The sequence below is a fragment of the Streptomyces sp. NPDC050610 genome, assembly GCF_040654875.1.
Classification (GTDB): Bacteria; Actinomycetota; Actinomycetes; order Streptomycetales; family Streptomycetaceae; genus Streptomyces.
Map to the genome: position 1 here is coordinate 222,136 of NZ_JBFAIV010000004.1, position 15,782 is coordinate 237,917.

The 15,782-nt window shown below is 71.1% G+C and carries 13 protein-coding genes; 6 read left to right on the forward strand and 7 right to left on the reverse strand.

Going from position 1 to position 15,782, the window contains the following annotated elements:
• Positions 1-99 precede the first annotated feature (99 nt).
• From AB0I22_RS07140 to AB0I22_RS07150, 3 genes are all read left to right on the forward strand, one after another.
• Entirely contained in the window at positions 100-1,074 is a 975-nt protein-coding gene (locus AB0I22_RS07140; RefSeq protein ID WP_363129635.1) for an aldo/keto reductase, read from the forward strand.
• 66 nt (positions 1,075-1,140) lie between these two features.
• A complete protein-coding gene (locus tag AB0I22_RS07145; RefSeq protein ID WP_363129636.1) occupies positions 1,141-1,689 on the forward strand; it encodes a helix-turn-helix domain-containing protein in 549 nt (182 codons plus the stop codon).
• On the forward strand, positions 1,686-3,242 hold the full coding sequence (locus tag AB0I22_RS07150) for an MFS transporter (RefSeq protein ID WP_363129637.1): 1,557 nt from the start codon (positions 1,686-1,688) through the stop codon (positions 3,240-3,242). Before AB0I22_RS07145 ends, AB0I22_RS07150 begins: the two co-directional genes overlap by 4 nt.
• Positions 3,243-3,303: 61 nt before the next feature.
• Here AB0I22_RS07150 and AB0I22_RS07155 read toward each other — a convergent pair whose 3' ends face one another.
• The 6 genes from AB0I22_RS07155 to AB0I22_RS07180 all read right to left on the reverse strand — a co-directional run bounded on the left by AB0I22_RS07155 (position 3,304) and on the right by AB0I22_RS07180 (position 9,743).
• Positions 3,304-3,693, reverse strand: coding sequence for a hypothetical protein (locus AB0I22_RS07155; RefSeq protein WP_363129638.1), 390 nt, complete (start codon positions 3,691-3,693; stop codon positions 3,304-3,306).
• An 842-nt stretch (positions 3,694-4,535) separates the two neighbouring features.
• On the reverse strand, positions 4,536-5,336 hold the full coding sequence (locus tag AB0I22_RS07160) for an alpha/beta hydrolase (protein WP_363129639.1): 801 nt from the start codon (positions 5,334-5,336) through the stop codon (positions 4,536-4,538).
• A gap of 41 nt (positions 5,337-5,377) precedes the next feature.
• A complete protein-coding gene (locus AB0I22_RS07165) occupies positions 5,378-5,950 on the reverse strand; it encodes an NAD(P)H-dependent oxidoreductase (RefSeq protein ID WP_363129640.1) in 573 nt (190 codons plus the stop codon).
• The gene (locus tag AB0I22_RS07170; protein WP_363129641.1) at positions 5,947-7,431 is read right to left on the reverse strand and encodes a 4-hydroxyphenylacetate 3-hydroxylase N-terminal domain-containing protein; all 1,485 of its coding nucleotides are present in this window, start codon (positions 7,429-7,431) and stop codon (positions 5,947-5,949) included. The genes AB0I22_RS07165 and AB0I22_RS07170 overlap by 4 nt, the downstream gene beginning before the upstream one ends.
• Positions 7,428-8,498, reverse strand: coding sequence for a cysteine synthase family protein (locus tag AB0I22_RS07175; protein WP_363129643.1), 1,071 nt, complete (start codon positions 8,496-8,498; stop codon positions 7,428-7,430). Before AB0I22_RS07175 ends, AB0I22_RS07170 begins: the two co-directional genes overlap by 4 nt.
• A 51-nt stretch (positions 8,499-8,549) precedes the next feature.
• A complete protein-coding gene (locus AB0I22_RS07180; protein WP_363129644.1) occupies positions 8,550-9,743 on the reverse strand; it encodes a Xaa-Pro peptidase family protein in 1,194 nt (397 codons plus the stop codon).
• Positions 9,744-10,476: 733 nt separating this feature from the next.
• Between AB0I22_RS07180 and AB0I22_RS07185 the strand changes: the two genes are divergently transcribed.
• Both AB0I22_RS07185 and asnB read left to right on the forward strand, forming a co-directional pair.
• A complete protein-coding gene (locus AB0I22_RS07185; RefSeq protein ID WP_363129646.1) occupies positions 10,477-11,391 on the forward strand; it encodes a helix-turn-helix domain-containing protein in 915 nt (304 codons plus the stop codon).
• Between the two features lie 252 nt (positions 11,392-11,643).
• Positions 11,644-13,512: an asparagine synthase (glutamine-hydrolyzing) gene (gene asnB, locus AB0I22_RS07190; protein ID WP_363129647.1), complete on the forward strand. Its 1,869-nt coding sequence runs from the start codon at positions 11,644-11,646 to the stop codon at positions 13,510-13,512.
• 130 nt (positions 13,513-13,642) lie between these two features.
• Here asnB and AB0I22_RS07195 read toward each other — a convergent pair whose 3' ends face one another.
• Complete coding sequence (locus AB0I22_RS07195) at positions 13,643-14,311, reverse strand: lysophospholipid acyltransferase family protein (protein WP_363129648.1); 669 nt, start codon at positions 14,309-14,311, stop codon at positions 13,643-13,645.
• A gap of 231 nt (positions 14,312-14,542) precedes the next feature.
• Between AB0I22_RS07195 and AB0I22_RS07200 the strand changes: the two genes are divergently transcribed.
• Positions 14,543-15,715, forward strand: coding sequence for a glycerophosphodiester phosphodiesterase (locus AB0I22_RS07200; protein WP_363129650.1), 1,173 nt, complete (start codon positions 14,543-14,545; stop codon positions 15,713-15,715).
• The last annotated feature ends 67 nt before the right edge of the window (positions 15,716-15,782 follow it).

The window sequence follows — 15,782 nt, forward strand, 5'->3', positions numbered from 1 at the left end:
GCGGGGGAGGGGCGGGGGCCGGGTGACCGGTCCCCGCCCCCGCTGCCGGTACGGTGAAACGATCCGACCAGCACAAACATCGGCCCTCGGGAGAACATCATGGCGTTCGCGCGCCTCGCGGAAGCCGCCGCCCCGGCGTCCCGCATCGGACTGGGACTGGCCGCCGTCGGCCGCCCCGGCTACATCAACCACGGCCGCGACCGGGACCTCCCGGCCCAGCGCACCGTCGACGCGCTGCGCGACCGCACCCACCTGCTGCTGGACGCCGCGTACGGGCATGGCGTGCGGTATCTGGACGCGGCGCGGTCCTACGGGCGCTCGGAGGAGTTCCTCGCCGACTGGTTGCGGCGCCGCCCCGACGCCGAGGACGCGGTGATCGGCAGCAAGTGGGGCTACACCTACGTCGCCGACTGGCGCACCGACGCCGACGTGCACGAGGTCAAGGACCACAGCGTCGCCGCGTACGAGCGGCAGCGCGCCGAGACCGACGCCCTGCTCGGGCCGCGCCTGGACCTCTACCAGATCCACTCCGTCACCCCCGAGAGCCCGGCCCTTACCGACCGGGCGCTGCACGAGCGGCTGGCCGCTCTCGCCGCCGACGGCGTGACGGTCGGCCTCTCCACCAGCGGCCCCGCCCAGGCCGACGCCATCCGCGCCGCCCTCGGCGTCACCTGGGAGGGCGAGCCGCTCTTCCGCACCGTCCAGTCCACGTACAACGTGCTGGAGCCCGCCGCGGGCGCGGCGCTGGCCGAGGCCCACGAGGCGGGCGTATCGGTGATCGTCAAGGAGGCGCTCGCCAACGGGCGGCTGGCGAGTGCCGCGTACGCGCCGCCGGAGCTGCTGCGCATCGCCGAGGAGACGGGCGCCGCCCCCGACGCGGTGGCCGTGGCCGCCGTCCTCCACCAGCCGTGGGCCGGTACGGTGCTCTCCGGCGCGGCCACCACCGAGCAGCTCGACTCCCACGTCGGCGCGGTGCGGCTCGGCCTCACCGACGACCAGCTCACCCGTCTGGCGGCGCTCGCCGAAGCTCCCGCGGCCTACTGGCGGCACCGCTCGCAGCTGCCCTGGTCCTGAGATCCGGCCGGGGCGCACCGTGGCCCGAATGAGACGTCACTGTCTCATTCGGGTAAGGTGCGTCTCATGGCCGTTGATCGTGAACACGTACTGAAAGAGGCCGCCGGCCTGCTCAGCCGCAAGGCCACGGCCTCCATGGACGAGATCGCCCGGGCCGCCGGCATCAGCCGCGCCACCCTGCACCGTCACTTCGCCGGGCGCGACGCACTCATACGAGCCCTGGAAGAACTGGGCATCGCCCAGTTCGGGCAGGCCCTCGACGCCGCCCGGCTCGACGAGGGCGACGCCGTCGGGGCGCTGCGCCGACTGCTCGCCGAGGCCGAGCCCGTCTTCGCCTTCATGGCCTTCCTCTGCACCGAGAACCAGCTGTTCGAGGGCGACACCCACGAGGGCTGGGACCGGCTGGACGCCCGTATCAACGCCGTCTTCCGCCGCGGCCAGGAAGAGGGACACTTCCGGATCGACCTCAGCTCCGTCTGGCTCACCGAGGCGCTGTACGGGCTGATCGGCTCCGGCGCCTGGGCCGTGCACGAGGGGCGCGTCGCCCGCAAGGACCTCAACTACTCGATCGTCGAGCTGCTGCTCGGCGGCGCCCGACGGAGCATGGAGAAATGAGCGAGTCCGCAGAGAAGACCCGGGCCCTGCCGGCGACGGGGACCGGCGTTCCCGCGCCCGGCCGCTGGCTGGCGCTCGCCGTCCTCGTCCTCGCCGTGCTCCTCGTCGCCGTCGACGCGACCGTGCTCGGCCTCGCGACGCCGTTCCTCAGCGAGGACCTGCGGCCGTCCGGCACGCAGCTGCTGTGGATCGGCGACGTGTACTCCTTCGTCATCGCCGGGCTCCTGGTCTCCATGGGCAGCCTCGGCGACCGCATCGGCCGCAAGAAACTGCTGCTCACCGGTGCTGTCGCGTTCGGCGCGGTGTCCGCGCTCAACGCCTACGCGACCAGCCCCGAACTGATGATCGTGGCCCGCGCCCTGCTGGGGATAGCCGGAGCGACGCTGATGCCGTCGACCCTCGCCCTGATCCGCAACATCTTCCACGACCCCAAGGAACGCAGCCTCGCCGTCGGCATCTGGGGCGCGATGGCCTCGGCCGGCGCCGCCGTCGGGCCCGTCGTCGGCGGCTTCCTGCTGGGGCACTTCTGGTGGGGCTCGGTCTTCCTGATCAACCTGCCCGTGATGGTGGTCCTCGTCCTCGTCGGCATCAAACTGCTGCCCGAGTCCCGCGACCCCTCACCCGGCCCCTGGGATCTCGGCAGCGTCGCCCTCTCGCTGATCGGCATCGTCGGCGTCGTCTACACCATCAAGGAGGCGGCGGCGCACGGCATGCGCTGGGACATCGCCGCCGCCGGCGTCGTCGGCGTGCTGGCGCTGCTGTGGTTCGTACGCCGCCAGCTCCGGCTGCCCGCGCCGCTCCTCGACATGCGCCTCTTCCACCACCGCGGCTTCTCCGGCGCGGTCCTCGCCGACCTGCTGACCATCCTCGGCCTGTCCGGGCTGGTCTTCTTCCTCTCCCAGTTCCTCCAACTGGTCCAAGGCCGCGGCCCGTTGGAAGCGGGACTCGCCGAACTGCCCGCCGCCGTCGGCGCGGTCACCGCCGGCCTGCTCGCCGGCAAGGTCGCCCGCCGCTACTCCGTACGCGGCGTGGTCGCCGGCGGCCTGGCCGCCATCGGGATCTCCCTGGCCGTGCTGATCTGGGTGCACGGCGACATGCCCTACCCGATCCTCGGCGCGGTGCTGCTCGTCGTCGGCACCGGCGCCGGATTCTCCTTCACCGTCACCGCCGACGTGATCCTCTCCAGCGTCCCCAAGGAACAGGCGGGCGCCGCCTCGGCGGTCTCCGAGACCGCGTACGAACTCGGCGCGGCCCTCGGCATCGCCCTGCTCGGCTCGATCGTCACCGGCGTCTACCGCGGCTTCACAGTCCCCGACGGCGTACCCGGCCCCGCCGCCGCCGACGCCCACGAGTCCCTCGGCGGCGCGGTCGAATCCGCCGCCGCCCTGCCGCACGACAAGGGCGCGGCCCTCCTCGCCTCGGCACAGGACGCCTTCACGGAAGGACTGCGCATCGCGGCGGCCGCGGGCGCGGCCGTCCTGCTCGCCACGGCGATCGCGGCCTGGTTCCTGCTCCGCGGGCAACGACTGGAGGACGGGCCGGTCGAGCACTGAGACGGCCCCAGCGGAAGCGGTCTGCCAGGGCGCTGAAGCGACGTGTTCCTCCTGGGTTGGATCAGGTGAAGGTAAGCCATGCCATGAGCGCGCCCAATATCACAAGCGAAAGGGTCAGTTGTGCCGTCAGCGCACGGGACGGCTTGTCCTCCGGATGCTCTCCGTGCATTGACCTGTTCAGAATTTTCTGCCTTATTTCTCGCCGGTGCCCCATGACGCCGATAGGGAACACCAGTAGTGCGGTGGAGTACATTGGCAGTAATTCTTCAAGTTTTATGTCTTTCAGGAGTGCGGACGCCACGCCGAAAGCCACGCCAAGTACGGGTGCGAAGCACACCTGAATCTTATACTTACGGGTCGGCATGAGTGTCACAAAGAAGATGAGGAATGCCAATGTGGCGGCGATGGAAATAATCCACCAGGCGTACAAGGGGATGGCTGGGGCGTGCACGTGGTCTTCCTTGTCTCTTCGGGGCCTGCCGAGCGGGCCTCGAAATGATTATTGCTGACTTTCGCCGGCTAGCCGAAGAGTCCTATGATTCCAGAAACGGACTCGTGCCCTAGGGTGACCGAGGCCTCTCCCAGGATCGGTGCAGAGACCTCACCGACTACGGGGATGGCGAGCGAGGACGCTCCCAAGTCTTGGCCGCTGCCGCCGGATGCGCCTCCGCGCAACGGCACTTGCCACAGCATGCCGATCCTGATCGTATTGTGAAACAGAAGCCGAGCGATCTTTGCGATGCATTTACCCAAAGAGGTAGAATGCTCCGTCCGCGCAGACGAATCGGGCTCGATCTTCAGGAATCCTTCAGGAACTGACGGTGGGCTGAGCGATGTTTGTGCGGTCGTGTCCCAGCGCCATCACCACGAGGTGACGAAACGCCAAACCGGCCCTTGCCGCACACTCGGGTCGGTGGGATCAATAGGTCGCCGAGTGAGGGGTGCGGTGCCTGGAGCAGGCGCCCCGGCGTCGGCAACTCTGGCCCGGCGTCGATACCCAAGGGCTCCACGGCAGCACCGATATCAGGCCCGCCGGCTCGGCAAGGAAGAACGCCCAAGTGATCATCGTAGGGAATTCGCGGACAGCACCCGTCCCGATGCGTCCTCGTGCGATGGAATGACGGCAGCCTCAGTTACTACCCGGGCGTCGACGGCTCAGGAACCCATGGCGAGATCCCACTCGTCGGCTGAGGAGGAATTGCTGTCGGCTTCCATGTCGGTGGGGTAGCCGGGCCCGTGCTGTCGTGAGGCTATCGGCGGCGAGCCGTTCGACGATCCCGCTCAGCGACGGGCTCAGGCCCGGGACAGGTATGACGCCACGGCCTCGGCGTACCCGTCCGGGTCGTCGTCATGGAGCCAGTGCCCGCACTCGGGGAACTCCAGCAGTTCGGTGTCCGGCCGCCGTTCGGCCATTTCGCGGGCGTGGGCGGCGGAGAGCATGAAGCTGTGTCCGCCGTGCAGGAGCAGTGCCGGGCATGAGGAGCCGAGCCACCGGTGCCAGTGGTCGCCCATCGTCGCGTGCTGGGACTCCATCATCTCGGCCGGGTCGAAGAGCAGCCGCCATCCGTCGCCGTCCGGTTCCGCGCTGTCCAGGAAGTACTCCGGGTCGGGGATGCCCCGAGCGACGATCGCCGCGCCCAGCGCTTCGCGGCTGTCGGCCCGTACCGGCCAGTCGGACACGTCGAGGACCGGGCGGGCCACCTCCGGCGGCTGGTTGACCGCGCCCATGTCCTCGATCACCAGGGCGCGTACGAGCTCCGGGCGCAGCGCGGCGAGGGTGTAGGCGACCTGGCCGCCCATCGAGTGGCCGACCACCGGCAGCGGGCCGGCGCCCAACTCCTCGATCAGGGCGGCGGCGTCCGCCGCGTACTCGTCCGCGGAGAGCGGTCCGCCGCCCTCGCTGAGTCCGTGCCCGCGCTGGTCGAGCGCGATCAGCCGGTGGCGCGGCGCGAGGGCGGCGGCCAGCGGTGCGTACGAGCGGGCCCGGCCGAAGTGGCCGTGCAGGGCCAGTACGGGCGCGCCCGGTCCGCCGAAGTCGAGGTAGCTCAGGCGGCGGCCGCGCAGGGTGCGGAAGGAGGGCGGGACGGAGGTCATCCGGCCCACCCTAGGGACTCCGCCCCGAGTACGCCCGGGAATTACGCGGGGCTTACCGCGTCCGCCGTCGCGCACTGCCGCAGCAGCCCCGTCACGCCGGTCAGCGCGTGCAGTTCCCCGATCATGCGGATGATCCGCGGGTACGCGCCGGAGTCCCCGTCGCCGCCGGCGAGCCCGCTGCTGGGGACCACCGCCTGGGTGGGGGCGGTGACACAGCCCAGGGTGCGGGCGACGGTGCGCAGGTGCTCGCACGCGGAGATGGCCGTCAGGGAAGCGCCGACCGCCACCATCCCGACGGGCTTGCCGCGCAGCGCGTCCTCGCGCAGGTGGTCGAGGCAGTTCTTGAGGATGCCCGAGTAGCTGCCGTGGTAGCAGGGGGTCACCCAGATCATCGCGTCCGCCTCGGCGGCCTGGATCCGCACGTCGGCCAGGTTGGCGCCGTCGGGGTCCGCGTGCAGCAGCGGCAGCGGGTGTTCGGCGAGGTCGCACAGGACGGGCCGGCCGCCGGCCGCGGCGACGTCGCGGCAGACCAGCTCCGCCACGGACCGGGTACGCGAGGCGTGGGCGGCGGCCCCGGCCAGGACCAGTATCCGGCGGGGCTCGGCGGTGATCACGAGTGGGCCTCCTGCGGGGTCACGCCGGGGGCCGTGCCCGTTCCCGGTGTCGCCGGGCGCAGGGCGCGGTGCACGGTCTCCAGCAGCGGGGTGGTGTGGTAGCCGAAGTACTGGGCGGCGGCCAGCCGGACCGGGTCGCCCGAGTGGTAGCGCTCGTACTGCATCTGGCGCTGCCCGAACGCGCTGCCCGTGGCGTCCCAGGCGAGCTTCAGCAGCCGGACGCGCTGCTCGGCGGGCACGCCGTCCGCGCCGCGGAAGAAGCGTTCGATGCTGGGCCACAGTTCGCTGCTCAGGTCCTCCTCGGAGGGGGTGCTGAGCAGGCTGCCGCCGCCCAGCAGCTGGATGACCTCGATCATGCGGCTCGTCATCCGGGGGAAGTGGTAGCGCAGGGCCAGCACCGGGGCGATCGCCGGGGTGAGCGTGCCCCATTCGCTCATCTCCGCGTCCGCCTCGGCGGCCAGGATGCCGGCCTTCGCCAGTTCCAGGGAGCCCAGCACCTCGCCGAGCATCTCCTGGACGTGCAGGAAGGAGTTGGTGCCGGACATCTCGGAGAGCGCGACGGCGATGCCGGTCAGCAGCTCGGCCTTGACGGCGCCGCGCACGATGCCGTGCTGACCGGTGTGGTGGCGTGCCGTCGTGACGTCGTACATGCGGTTGGCGGCGTCGACGTCGCCGTGGAAGAAGACCCGGTCCCACGGCACGAGGACGTCGTCGAAGACGCAGGTCGCGTCGATCTCCTCGAAGGGCGCCAGCGGGGTGCTGACCAGCCGGGACGGGTCGGTGACCAGCGGTTCCCGGCAGACGATCCGCAGCCCCGGTGTGGCCACGGGGATCGCGAAGGCGACGGTGTACGCCTCGTCGCCGGGGTGGTACTTGGGCAGCGGGAAGACCACGATCTCGTCGGCGACCGGCACCAGGGTGCCGATCAGCTTCGCGCCGCGCACCACGATGCCCTCGCTGGTCTCGCGGACGATCCGCAGATGCACGTACGGGTCGTCCTGCTCGCCGGAGGAACGGGCGCGGCTGAGCGGCGGGTTGATGGCGGCGTGCGAGAGGAACCGGTCGCTCGACAGGCACGCGGCGTGGAACGCGGCGACGTTGCGGCCGAAGCGCGGGTCGGCCCGGTCGAAGAACCCGCTCGCCGACGCGAACGCGGTGACCACGGCGTTCACGAAGTCAGGCGACCGGCCGACCAGTCCGAAGGTGGCCTCGGCGGTGGTGCGGAACGCGGCGCCGCGCCGCCGCAGGGTGTGCGCGTCGCGCGGCACGGCCAGCGACATGGGGTAGCGCTCGCCGCCGTCCTCATAGGTGAGCACGGAGCGCAGCAGCGGGTCGTGCTGCTGGTCGTAGAGGCGGGCCACGGTGTGCGCGGCGGAGGCCAGGACCGGTTCGGCGAGCACGTCGTCGACGCGCCGCCCGCTCAGCCAGACCTCCCGCCCGTCCCGCAGTCCGCTCAGATACTCGGCTCCTGTACGGATCATGCCTGTACCCCCATCGCTACCTGGCCGGATCCGGCCGCGTCCTCGGCGCCGAGCGGGGCCGGCGGGTGGAGCGGCGTACGGGCGTGGTGCAGCAGGTCGCCGCTGGTGCGCCAGAGGACCTCCGGCGGGGTGCCGTGCTCGCGCAGCCACTGGTCGTCGTAGGTCTCGTACAGGTAGTTGGCGCCGGTGTCCGGCGCTATCGCCAGGACCGGTTCGCCCGGGTTGGCGGCGGCGAAGACGAGGGCCGCGAAGACCGCGGCGCCGCCGGACTCGCCGAGCAGCAGCCCCTCCTCGCCGGCCAGGACCCGGCAGACGGAGAGGGCCTCGGTGTCGGCGACCCGGTGCAGCGAGTCGACGGCCTGGGGCCGCAGGTTGCCGGGGCGCCAGCTCAGGCCGATGCCGCGCATCTTGTACGGCTCGAAGCGGTGGCCGAAGGCGGCGGAGCCGACGGCGTCCACGGCGCGGACGTGCAGGTCCGGGAACTGCTCCTTGAGCCCCGCGCTCAGCCCGCTCAGGTGGCCGCCGGTGCTGACGGAGGCGACCAGCGCGGCCAGGTGGTCGAAGTCCTTGGTGATCTCGCGGGAGGTGTGCAGCCGGTGCGTCCGCGGGTTGTCGGGGTTGTTGTACTGGTCCAGGGTGTGGGCGCCGGGGGTCTCCTGGACCAGCCGGCGCACCCGGCGGATGCGGGCCGCCTGGTAGCTGCCGTCCGCGTCCGGCCGGGCGACCATGTCGATCTCGGCGCCGAGGCTCGTGGCGTAGGAGAGCACGGACTGGGGCGTCTTGGGGTCGACGACCAGGATGATCCGGTAGCCCTTGACCGCGCCGATCAGGGCCAGGGACTTGCCGAGGTTGCCCGAGGTCGACTCGATGAGCGTCGCCCCCGGGCGCAGGCGGCCCTCGTGTTCGGCCTGCTCGACCATGTGCAGGGCGGCGCGGTCCTTGATGCTGCCCGACGGGTTGGCGCCCTCCAGCTTCACGTAGACGCGGTCCTGCGGCCGGGGCAGGAGCCGGCGCAGCCGGACGACCGGGGTGTCCCCGAGCGTCTCCAGCACGTTCTCGTAGATCACGGTTTCTCCTCGTGGGGCGGTGCCGATGAGCCGATGGGGGCCGGGGCCGGTTCAGGGGGCGATGAGCAGTCCGCGGTCCAGCGTGGTGAGCAGGCGGTTGCCCTCGGGCCCGACGACGAAGGGGTCCTCGACGTGCACACAGCCGAAGCCGTACTCGTAGTAGGGGGTCTCGATGTTGACGACCGTGCCGTCCCGCAGCTCGTCCGTGCTGTCCGGCCGGATCAGGACCCGGTCGTACACCTCGACGCCGATGCCGTGGCCGACGTGGCTGCGCCGGTAGTGCGGGATGCCCGCGTCGCGCACCGCCTCGACGGTGAGGGTGAACAGGTCCCGGCCGGTCATGCCGGGGCGGGCCTGCGCCAGCGCGGCGTCCTCGCCGGCCAGCACGGCCGCGTACAGGCGCGCCAGCCGCTCCTCGGGCTCACCCAGCGTGCAGACCCGGGCGATGTCGCACCAGTAGCCGTCGACCACGGCCCCGACGTCGAACCACACGGCCTGGCCCCGGCGCAGCACGGTGCCGGTGGGGCGCCGCTGGCCGGCGACCGCGTTGGCGCCGATCCGGATCAGGGTGAACCTCGGCGTGCCGCCCTGGGCGGCGACCGAGCGGTTGAACTCCCGGACCAGCTCCCGCTCGGTCACCCCCTCGCGCATGATGGCGACGGTGGCGAGGATCGCGTTCTGCGCGACGGCCGCGGCGGCGGCCACCAGTTCCTGTTCGCGGGCGGTCTTCACCTGGCGGGCGTGGCGCAGATGGGCGGCGCCGGGCACCAGCTGCCAGCCGGTCAGCTCCTTGCCGAGCGCGTCGAGGAAGTCCGGCGGCACGCCTTCCTCGTCGACGGCCACCCGGCCGCCGCCCGGGCAGGTCTGCCGCACCGCGTGGACGAGGGCGGCCAGCGCGTCGGGGAAGCGGGTGTCGCCGGTCATGGAGCGGAGCAGCTCGTCGTCGTGGTCCAGCTCCGCCTCCTCGGGGAGTTCGCGGTAGAAGGGGCCGTAGCCGATCGCCTCGGAGATCCGTTCGTCGGCGTCCAGGAACTGGTCGACCTCGCAGCGCCCGCAGACGAAGACCGCGCCCGCCCGGGTGTCCTGGGACAGGACGGCGAAGGCCCGCCCGGAGTGCGGGAACATGTCCAGGTGCACGCTCTCGACGCCGGTGAGATAGGTCAGGTTCTCCGCGGTGGTGCTCACCACGGCGTCCAGACCGAACTGGCTCATTCGCTGTTGCAGACGGTCATGGTTGAGGCGCATGCGATCCGTTCTCCTCGCTGGTCTGAGTCGCCGGCGGCGGCGCGGAGCCGGCCCGTGCGGCGACCGGGCACGGCATGGCCGGTCCGGTCGGGGATGGTGCGGCGTCGCCGGGACCGCGTGGGGCGGCCGGCCGTGAAACGCGTGAGGGGCTGTGGGAGGGGGGTGCGAAGACGCCGAATCACCGTCCGATTCCCTGCGGGAACGGTTCTGTTTCGGGGTCCCTGTCGTGCCGTGTTGTGTGACAGCATTCCTGTGACCGCATAGAGGGGTCTTGTACGAACGCGACCTCGGCGGCACGGACCGGTGGTTCGGCGGCGCCCGGGAATGCCCGCGCCGAAGTGACTGAGATCACATGTTTTGGCGAGCCGGAGCAGATCCCACCGTTTCGCCGCCAGGTCGCGCGGCGCCCTCGACACCCGAATGAGCTGGGCGAATGCCCGCCCGTACGACCGCTCCCGGCCGGTCCGCGCCCGATATCGCCCAGTGCGAACCGATGCCCCCTCCAACTTGCCTGTGTATTCTGCGAATGCCCACGGACTTCTGCTGTCGCGCCTGTTTTCGTGCGGCACACGTTCGGGCATTGGCCGGACGGGCTTCCGCTGCCTTTCGGCGTCCTCTCACACCAGTTCCCCCGGCTACGGCTGTCCTTGTGGGGAAACGGGCGAAAACCTCAGCGCACAACGCATCGCAATCCGTACGGACCGGTGTTCCGAAGGCCTCGGGGGTATCAGGCGTGAGTAATGGCCAATTGGCGGCGACGCATTCGAAAGAGCTGGTCTGGGGGTCCTCCGGACCGGCCCTGCGCGGCCATGTGCTGGGATATCGGGGCTTCATGTTCGGGGCGAGAGGACCCGGCCGCTGGCTGGTCGCGCCGGACGGCGTCGTCAAGGTCGTACTCGGCTTCAGCGGGCCGCTGATTGTGGGCGACGCCGTCCGGCCCACCCGGCCGGTCACCGCGATCTCCCTGATCAGCGGCGTCCACGCCACCGCCACCGTGGGCGAGCACGCCGGCCCGGTGCACGGCGTCACCGTGCTGCTGACGCCGCTCGCGGCGTACCGCCTGCTGGCGGTGCCGATGGCCCAACTGGCCTGCCGGAACCTGGACATGGCCGAGCTGTTCGGCCGGCGATTACGCCGGTTCGTCGGCAGTCTGGCCGAGGCGCCCACCTGGGGTTCGCGCTTCGCCCTGCTCGACGGAGTGCTCACCTCCCGGCTGCTCGCCGGACCGCAGTGCTCGCCCGAACTCACTTGGGCGTGGCGGCAGTTGCACCGCACCGCGGGCCGTACGTCCGTACGCCGGCTGGCCGCCGGAACCGGCTGGAGCGACCGCCAACTCGAACGCCGCTTTCTGGAACAGGTCGGGCTGCCGCCGAAGTCGCTCGCGCAGGTGCTGCGGCTCCAGGCGGCGCTGCGCTACAAAGCGCGCGGCATGACATGGGCGGAAGTGGCCGCGGCGGCCGGCTACCACGACCAGCCGCACTTCACCCGGAGCTTCAAGGCGATGATTGGCTGCACCCCCGGAAGATTCCCCGCGACCCGCGCCGAAGCCGGCCGGGGCGGGCCGCTCGACTCCCTTCCCGACCAGTTCACCGGCGAACTGCCGTACGGCCGGGCGACAGTCGTGTCGCGTTTGTGCAAGACCCCTTAAGTCATACACCGGGATGCTGTTCGGGACCCGCTCGGCGCAAATCCCGAAGCGGGCCGCCGCCGTGTGAACCCGGCTCGGCCGCGCCGCGATCGCGACACCGCGGCGGGTATTCGTGAAATCCGCCGGGGGCGGACCCATGACTATTCCGGATGCCCGCACAATCCGCAGGCCCGCACAATCGCGAGCCCGCACAATCCGCGGGCCTGAACAATCCGCGGGCCCGAACGATTCGTACAGGAAGGCAGGAGACATATGTGCGGCATCGCAGGGTGGGTCGCCTTCGATCGCGACCTGCGCACCCAGCAGCCGATCGTGGACGCCATGACCGACCCCATGGCCTGCCGCGGCCCGGACGGCCGCGGCACCTACGTGGCGGAGCACGCCGCGCTGGGCCATCGCAGGCTCGCCATCATCGACCTGCCCGGCGGCACGCAGCCGATGAACGAGGACACCCCGCACGGCACCGTCTCCCTGGTGTACTCCGGCGAGGTCTACAACTTCACCGAGCTGCGCGCCGAACTCGCCTCCCGGGGCCACGCGTTCACCACCCACTCGGACACCGAGGTCGTGCTGCGCGGCTACCTGGAGTGGGGCGACGCCGTCGCCGAGCGCCTCAACGGCATGTACGCCTTCGCGATCTGGGACGGCCGCGAGCAGCGGCTCCTGATGATCCGCGACCGCTCGGGCATCAAGCCCTTCTACTACTACCCCACCCCCGACGGCGTGCTCTTCGGCTCCGAGCCCAAGGCGATCCTCGCCAACCCGCTCGCCGAACGCACCGTCACCGCCGACGGCTTCCGCGAACTGTTCGCCTTCATCAAGACGCCCGGCCACGCCGTGTGGGAGGGGATGCGCGAGGTCGAGCCCGGCACCGTCGTCACCGTCGGCCGCTCGGGCATCCGCACCACCCGCTACTGGACCCTGGAGACCAGGGAGCACACCGACGACCGGGACACCACGGTGGCCCGGGTGCGCGAACTGCTCGACGACATCGTGCGCCGCCAGATGGTCGCCGACGTGCCGAGCTGCACCCTGCTCTCCGGCGGCCTCGACTCCTCGGCGATGACCGCGATCGCCGCGGCGCAACTGGCCGGCCAGGGCGAGAAGGTGCGCAGCTTCGCCGTCGACTTCGTCGGACTGACCGAGAACTTCGTCCCCGACGCGCTGCGCGACGCCCCCGACACCCCCTTCGTGCACGACGTCGCCCGCAAGTCCGGCACCCTGCACCAGGACATCGTGCTCAGCTCCGCCGACATCGCCGACCCCGAGGTGCGCCGCAAGGTGATCGGCGCCCGCGACATCCCCTCCGGCCTCGGCGACCTCGACACCTCGCTGTACCTGCTGGCCAAGGCGATCCGCGGGCACGCGACCATGGCGCTGTCGGGCGAGTCGGCCGACGAGCTCTTCGGCGGCTACAAGCAGTTCTTCGATCCCGAGGCCCGCAAGGGCACCACCTTCCCCTGGCTCGCGCAGCACCAGCAGTTCTTCGGCCAGGGGCAGGACGGGCAGGCCCGGGCGAGGCCGCAGAGCCTGCTGAGCGACCAGTTGGAGGGGGCGCTCGACCTCGACGCCTACATCCAGGACTCGTACCGCTCCGCCGTCACCGACATCCGGCGGCTCGACGGCGAGAGCGACCCGGAGTGGCAGATGCGCAAGATCAGCTATCTGCACCTGACCCGGTTCGTCCGCATCTGGCTCGATCGGAAGGACCGCACCTCCATGGCTTCCGGCCTTGAGGTGCGCGTCCCGTTCTGCGACCACCGGCTGGTGGAGTACGTGTACAACACCCCCTGGGCGCTGAAGAACTTCGACGGCAAGGAGAAGTCGCTGCTGCGCGCGGCGGCGGCCGACGTGCTGCCCGAGTCCGTCGTGCGGCGGCGCAAGTCCCCCTACCCCTCCACCCAGGACCCGACGTACGCCGCCGCCCTGCGCGACCAGTGCGAGGAGCTGCTGTCCACGCCGGGGCACCCGGTGTTCGACCTCGTCGACAAGGGACGGCTGCGCGAGGCGGTCTCGGCCCGGACGCCGCAGATCGACCAGGCGTCGCGACGCGATCTGGAGCGGACGCTGGACCTCGCCGTGTGGATCGACATGTACGCGCCGACGATCAAGCTGCCCTGACCGGGCGGACGGCGAACGGGTCGTCGGCGAATGGGCCGAAAGCGACCCGGCGGACAGCGAAAAGCCCCTGGCCGGCGGGAGGGTTCCCGCTCGTCCAGGGGCTCGTCGTCCAGGGGCGCGCGGCCCAGGTTCAGGCGGCGCGTGCCTTCGTCGCGTAGACGTCCACGTACTCCTGGCCCGAGAGGTCCATGACATCGCTCATGACCTCGTCCGTCACGGCCCGCAGCACATAACGGTCGCGGTCCATGCCCTCGTACCGGGAGAAGTCCAGCGCCTCGCCGAAGCGGACCGTCACCGGGCTGATGTGCAGCCGGCCCTTGCCGCCCGGCTGCACCTTGTCGGTGCCGATCATCGCGAACGGGACCACCGGCGCGCCCGTCATCAGCGTGAGCCGGGCCACGCCCGTACGGCCGCGGTAGAGCCGGCCGTCGGGGGAGCGGGTGCCCTCCGGGTAGATGCCGAACGCCTTGCCCTCGTCCAGCACCCGGCGCCCCGTCATCAGCGCCGCGACGCCGCCGCGCCCGCCGTCGCGGGCCACGGGGATCATGCCGGAGGCGGTGAAGAACCAGGCCATGAGGCGGCCCTTGAGGCCCTTGCCGGTGACGTACTCGTCCTTGCCGATGAAGTACACCGGCCGCTTCACGACCAGCGACATGAACAGCGAGTCGATGAAGGTGACGTGGTTGCCCGCCAGGATCACCGGCCCGGACGCGGGGATGTTCCCCAGGCCCTCGACCCGCGGGCGGTACAGGACGCGCATGAGCAATCCAAGAATCGCCTTGAGCATGATCCGGGACAACGGGTCCTCCGGTCGTGGTGGTCGGCTGTTGCGCACGCTGCACACCGCTGCGCAGCTCCGGACGATACTCGGGGGAACCCGCGTGACGCACACCGGGCTCTCCGGTCGATACGCAGTGTTGATGTGTGTTTCTCCGCTATTTCGCCCAGGGGGTCCCATACGAAAGCAGTGCGCGTCTACGATCGGCCCGACCCATGATCGGTTCGGTACATGACAGAAGAGGAGTGCCCAATGGAGCAGGAACGGGGACAGGGACCGGCGCGCCGCGCCCTCCTGGGGGCGGCCGCCCTCGGTGCGGGAGCCACGGTGCTGGGCGGCGCCGGGGCCGCCCAGGCGGCGACGCGCGGCAGTTCACACGGCTCGCACACCGGGCACGGCGCGTACCGGGATCTCCCGACGCCGACGGTCGTCGGCCACCGCGGCGCCAGCGGCTACCGCCCGGAGCACACGCTCGGCTCGTACCAGTTCGCCCTCGACAACGGGGCCGATGTCATCGAGCAGGACGTCGTGCCCACCAAGGACGGGCATCTCGTCTGCCGTCACGAGAATGACATCACCGCCACCACCGACGTCTCGGCGCACCCCGAGTTCGCGCACCGCAAGACGACGAAGACCGTCGACGGGGCCAAGCTCACCGGCTGGTTCACCGAGGACTTCACGCTCGCCGAGCTCAAGACGCTGCGCGCCAAGGAGCGCATTCCGGGCAACCGCCAGCACAACACCCTCTACGACGGACGCTGGGAGGTGCCCACCTACGAAGAGGTCCTCGAATGGGCCGAGGAGCAGGGCCGCAAGCGTGGCCGGCGGATCTGGCTGCATGTCGAGACCAAGCACCCCACGTACTTCCGGGGTATCGGCCTCGGGCTGGAGGAACGTCTCTTCAGGCTGCTGCGCCGCTACGGGCGCGCCGGCCGCAACGGGCACACCTTCCTCCAGTCCTTCGAGCCCAGCAGCCTCCAGCGGCTCGGCAGACTCGGCGCGGCCGCCCCCAAGGTCCTGCTGCTGGACGCCGCGGACACCCGCCCGTGGGACTTCGTGGTGGCGAACGACCCGCGCACCGTCGCCGACCTGATCACCCCCAAGGGGCTGGAATGGGTCGCCGGCTTCGCGCAGGGCATCGGGCCGACGCTGCTGCTGATCATCCCTCGGGACAAGGACGGCAAGCTGACGAAGCCGACCACCCTTGTACGGGACGCGCACGCGGCCGGGCTGATCCTGCACCCGTACACGATGCGCAACGAGAACACCTTCCTGCCCGCCGACTTCCGCCGCGGCAGCGACCCGAACGCCTACGGCGACGCCTTCGGCGCGTTCCAGGTCTACTTCGAGACAGGCATCGACGGGATCTTCTCCGACAACTGCGACACCGCGGTGCTCGCCCGGGACGCGTTCCGCGGGCGGTGAGGCGTCAGTCCTCGGCGACGAGGCGTCAAGGGGCAGGCGCCGCCTGACCCGCACGGGTGGGGCGCGG

Bases quoted from the DNA above. Each gene is read 5' to 3' on its own strand.
- AB0I22_RS07180 (WP_363129644.1), bottom strand. From the start codon at position 9,743: ATGCGCCTCAACCATGACCGTCTGCAACAGCGAATGAGCCAGTTCGGT.
- AB0I22_RS07150 (WP_363129637.1), top strand. From the start codon at position 1,686: ATGAGCGAGTCCGCAGAGAAGACCCGGGCCCTGCCGGCGACGGGGACC.
- AB0I22_RS07170 (WP_363129641.1), bottom strand. From the start codon at position 7,431: ATGATCCGTACAGGAGCCGAGTATCTGAGCGGACTGCGGGACGGGCGG.
- AB0I22_RS07200 (WP_363129650.1), top strand. From the start codon at position 14,543: ATGGAGCAGGAACGGGGACAGGGACCGGCGCGCCGCGCCCTCCTGGGG.
- AB0I22_RS07145 (WP_363129636.1), top strand. From the start codon at position 1,141: ATGGCCGTTGATCGTGAACACGTACTGAAAGAGGCCGCCGGCCTGCTC.
- AB0I22_RS07140 (WP_363129635.1), top strand. From the start codon at position 100: ATGGCGTTCGCGCGCCTCGCGGAAGCCGCCGCCCCGGCGTCCCGCATC.
- AB0I22_RS07160 (WP_363129639.1), bottom strand. From the start codon at position 5,336: ATGACCTCCGTCCCGCCCTCCTTCCGCACCCTGCGCGGCCGCCGCCTG.
- asnB (WP_363129647.1), top strand. From the start codon at position 11,644: ATGTGCGGCATCGCAGGGTGGGTCGCCTTCGATCGCGACCTGCGCACC.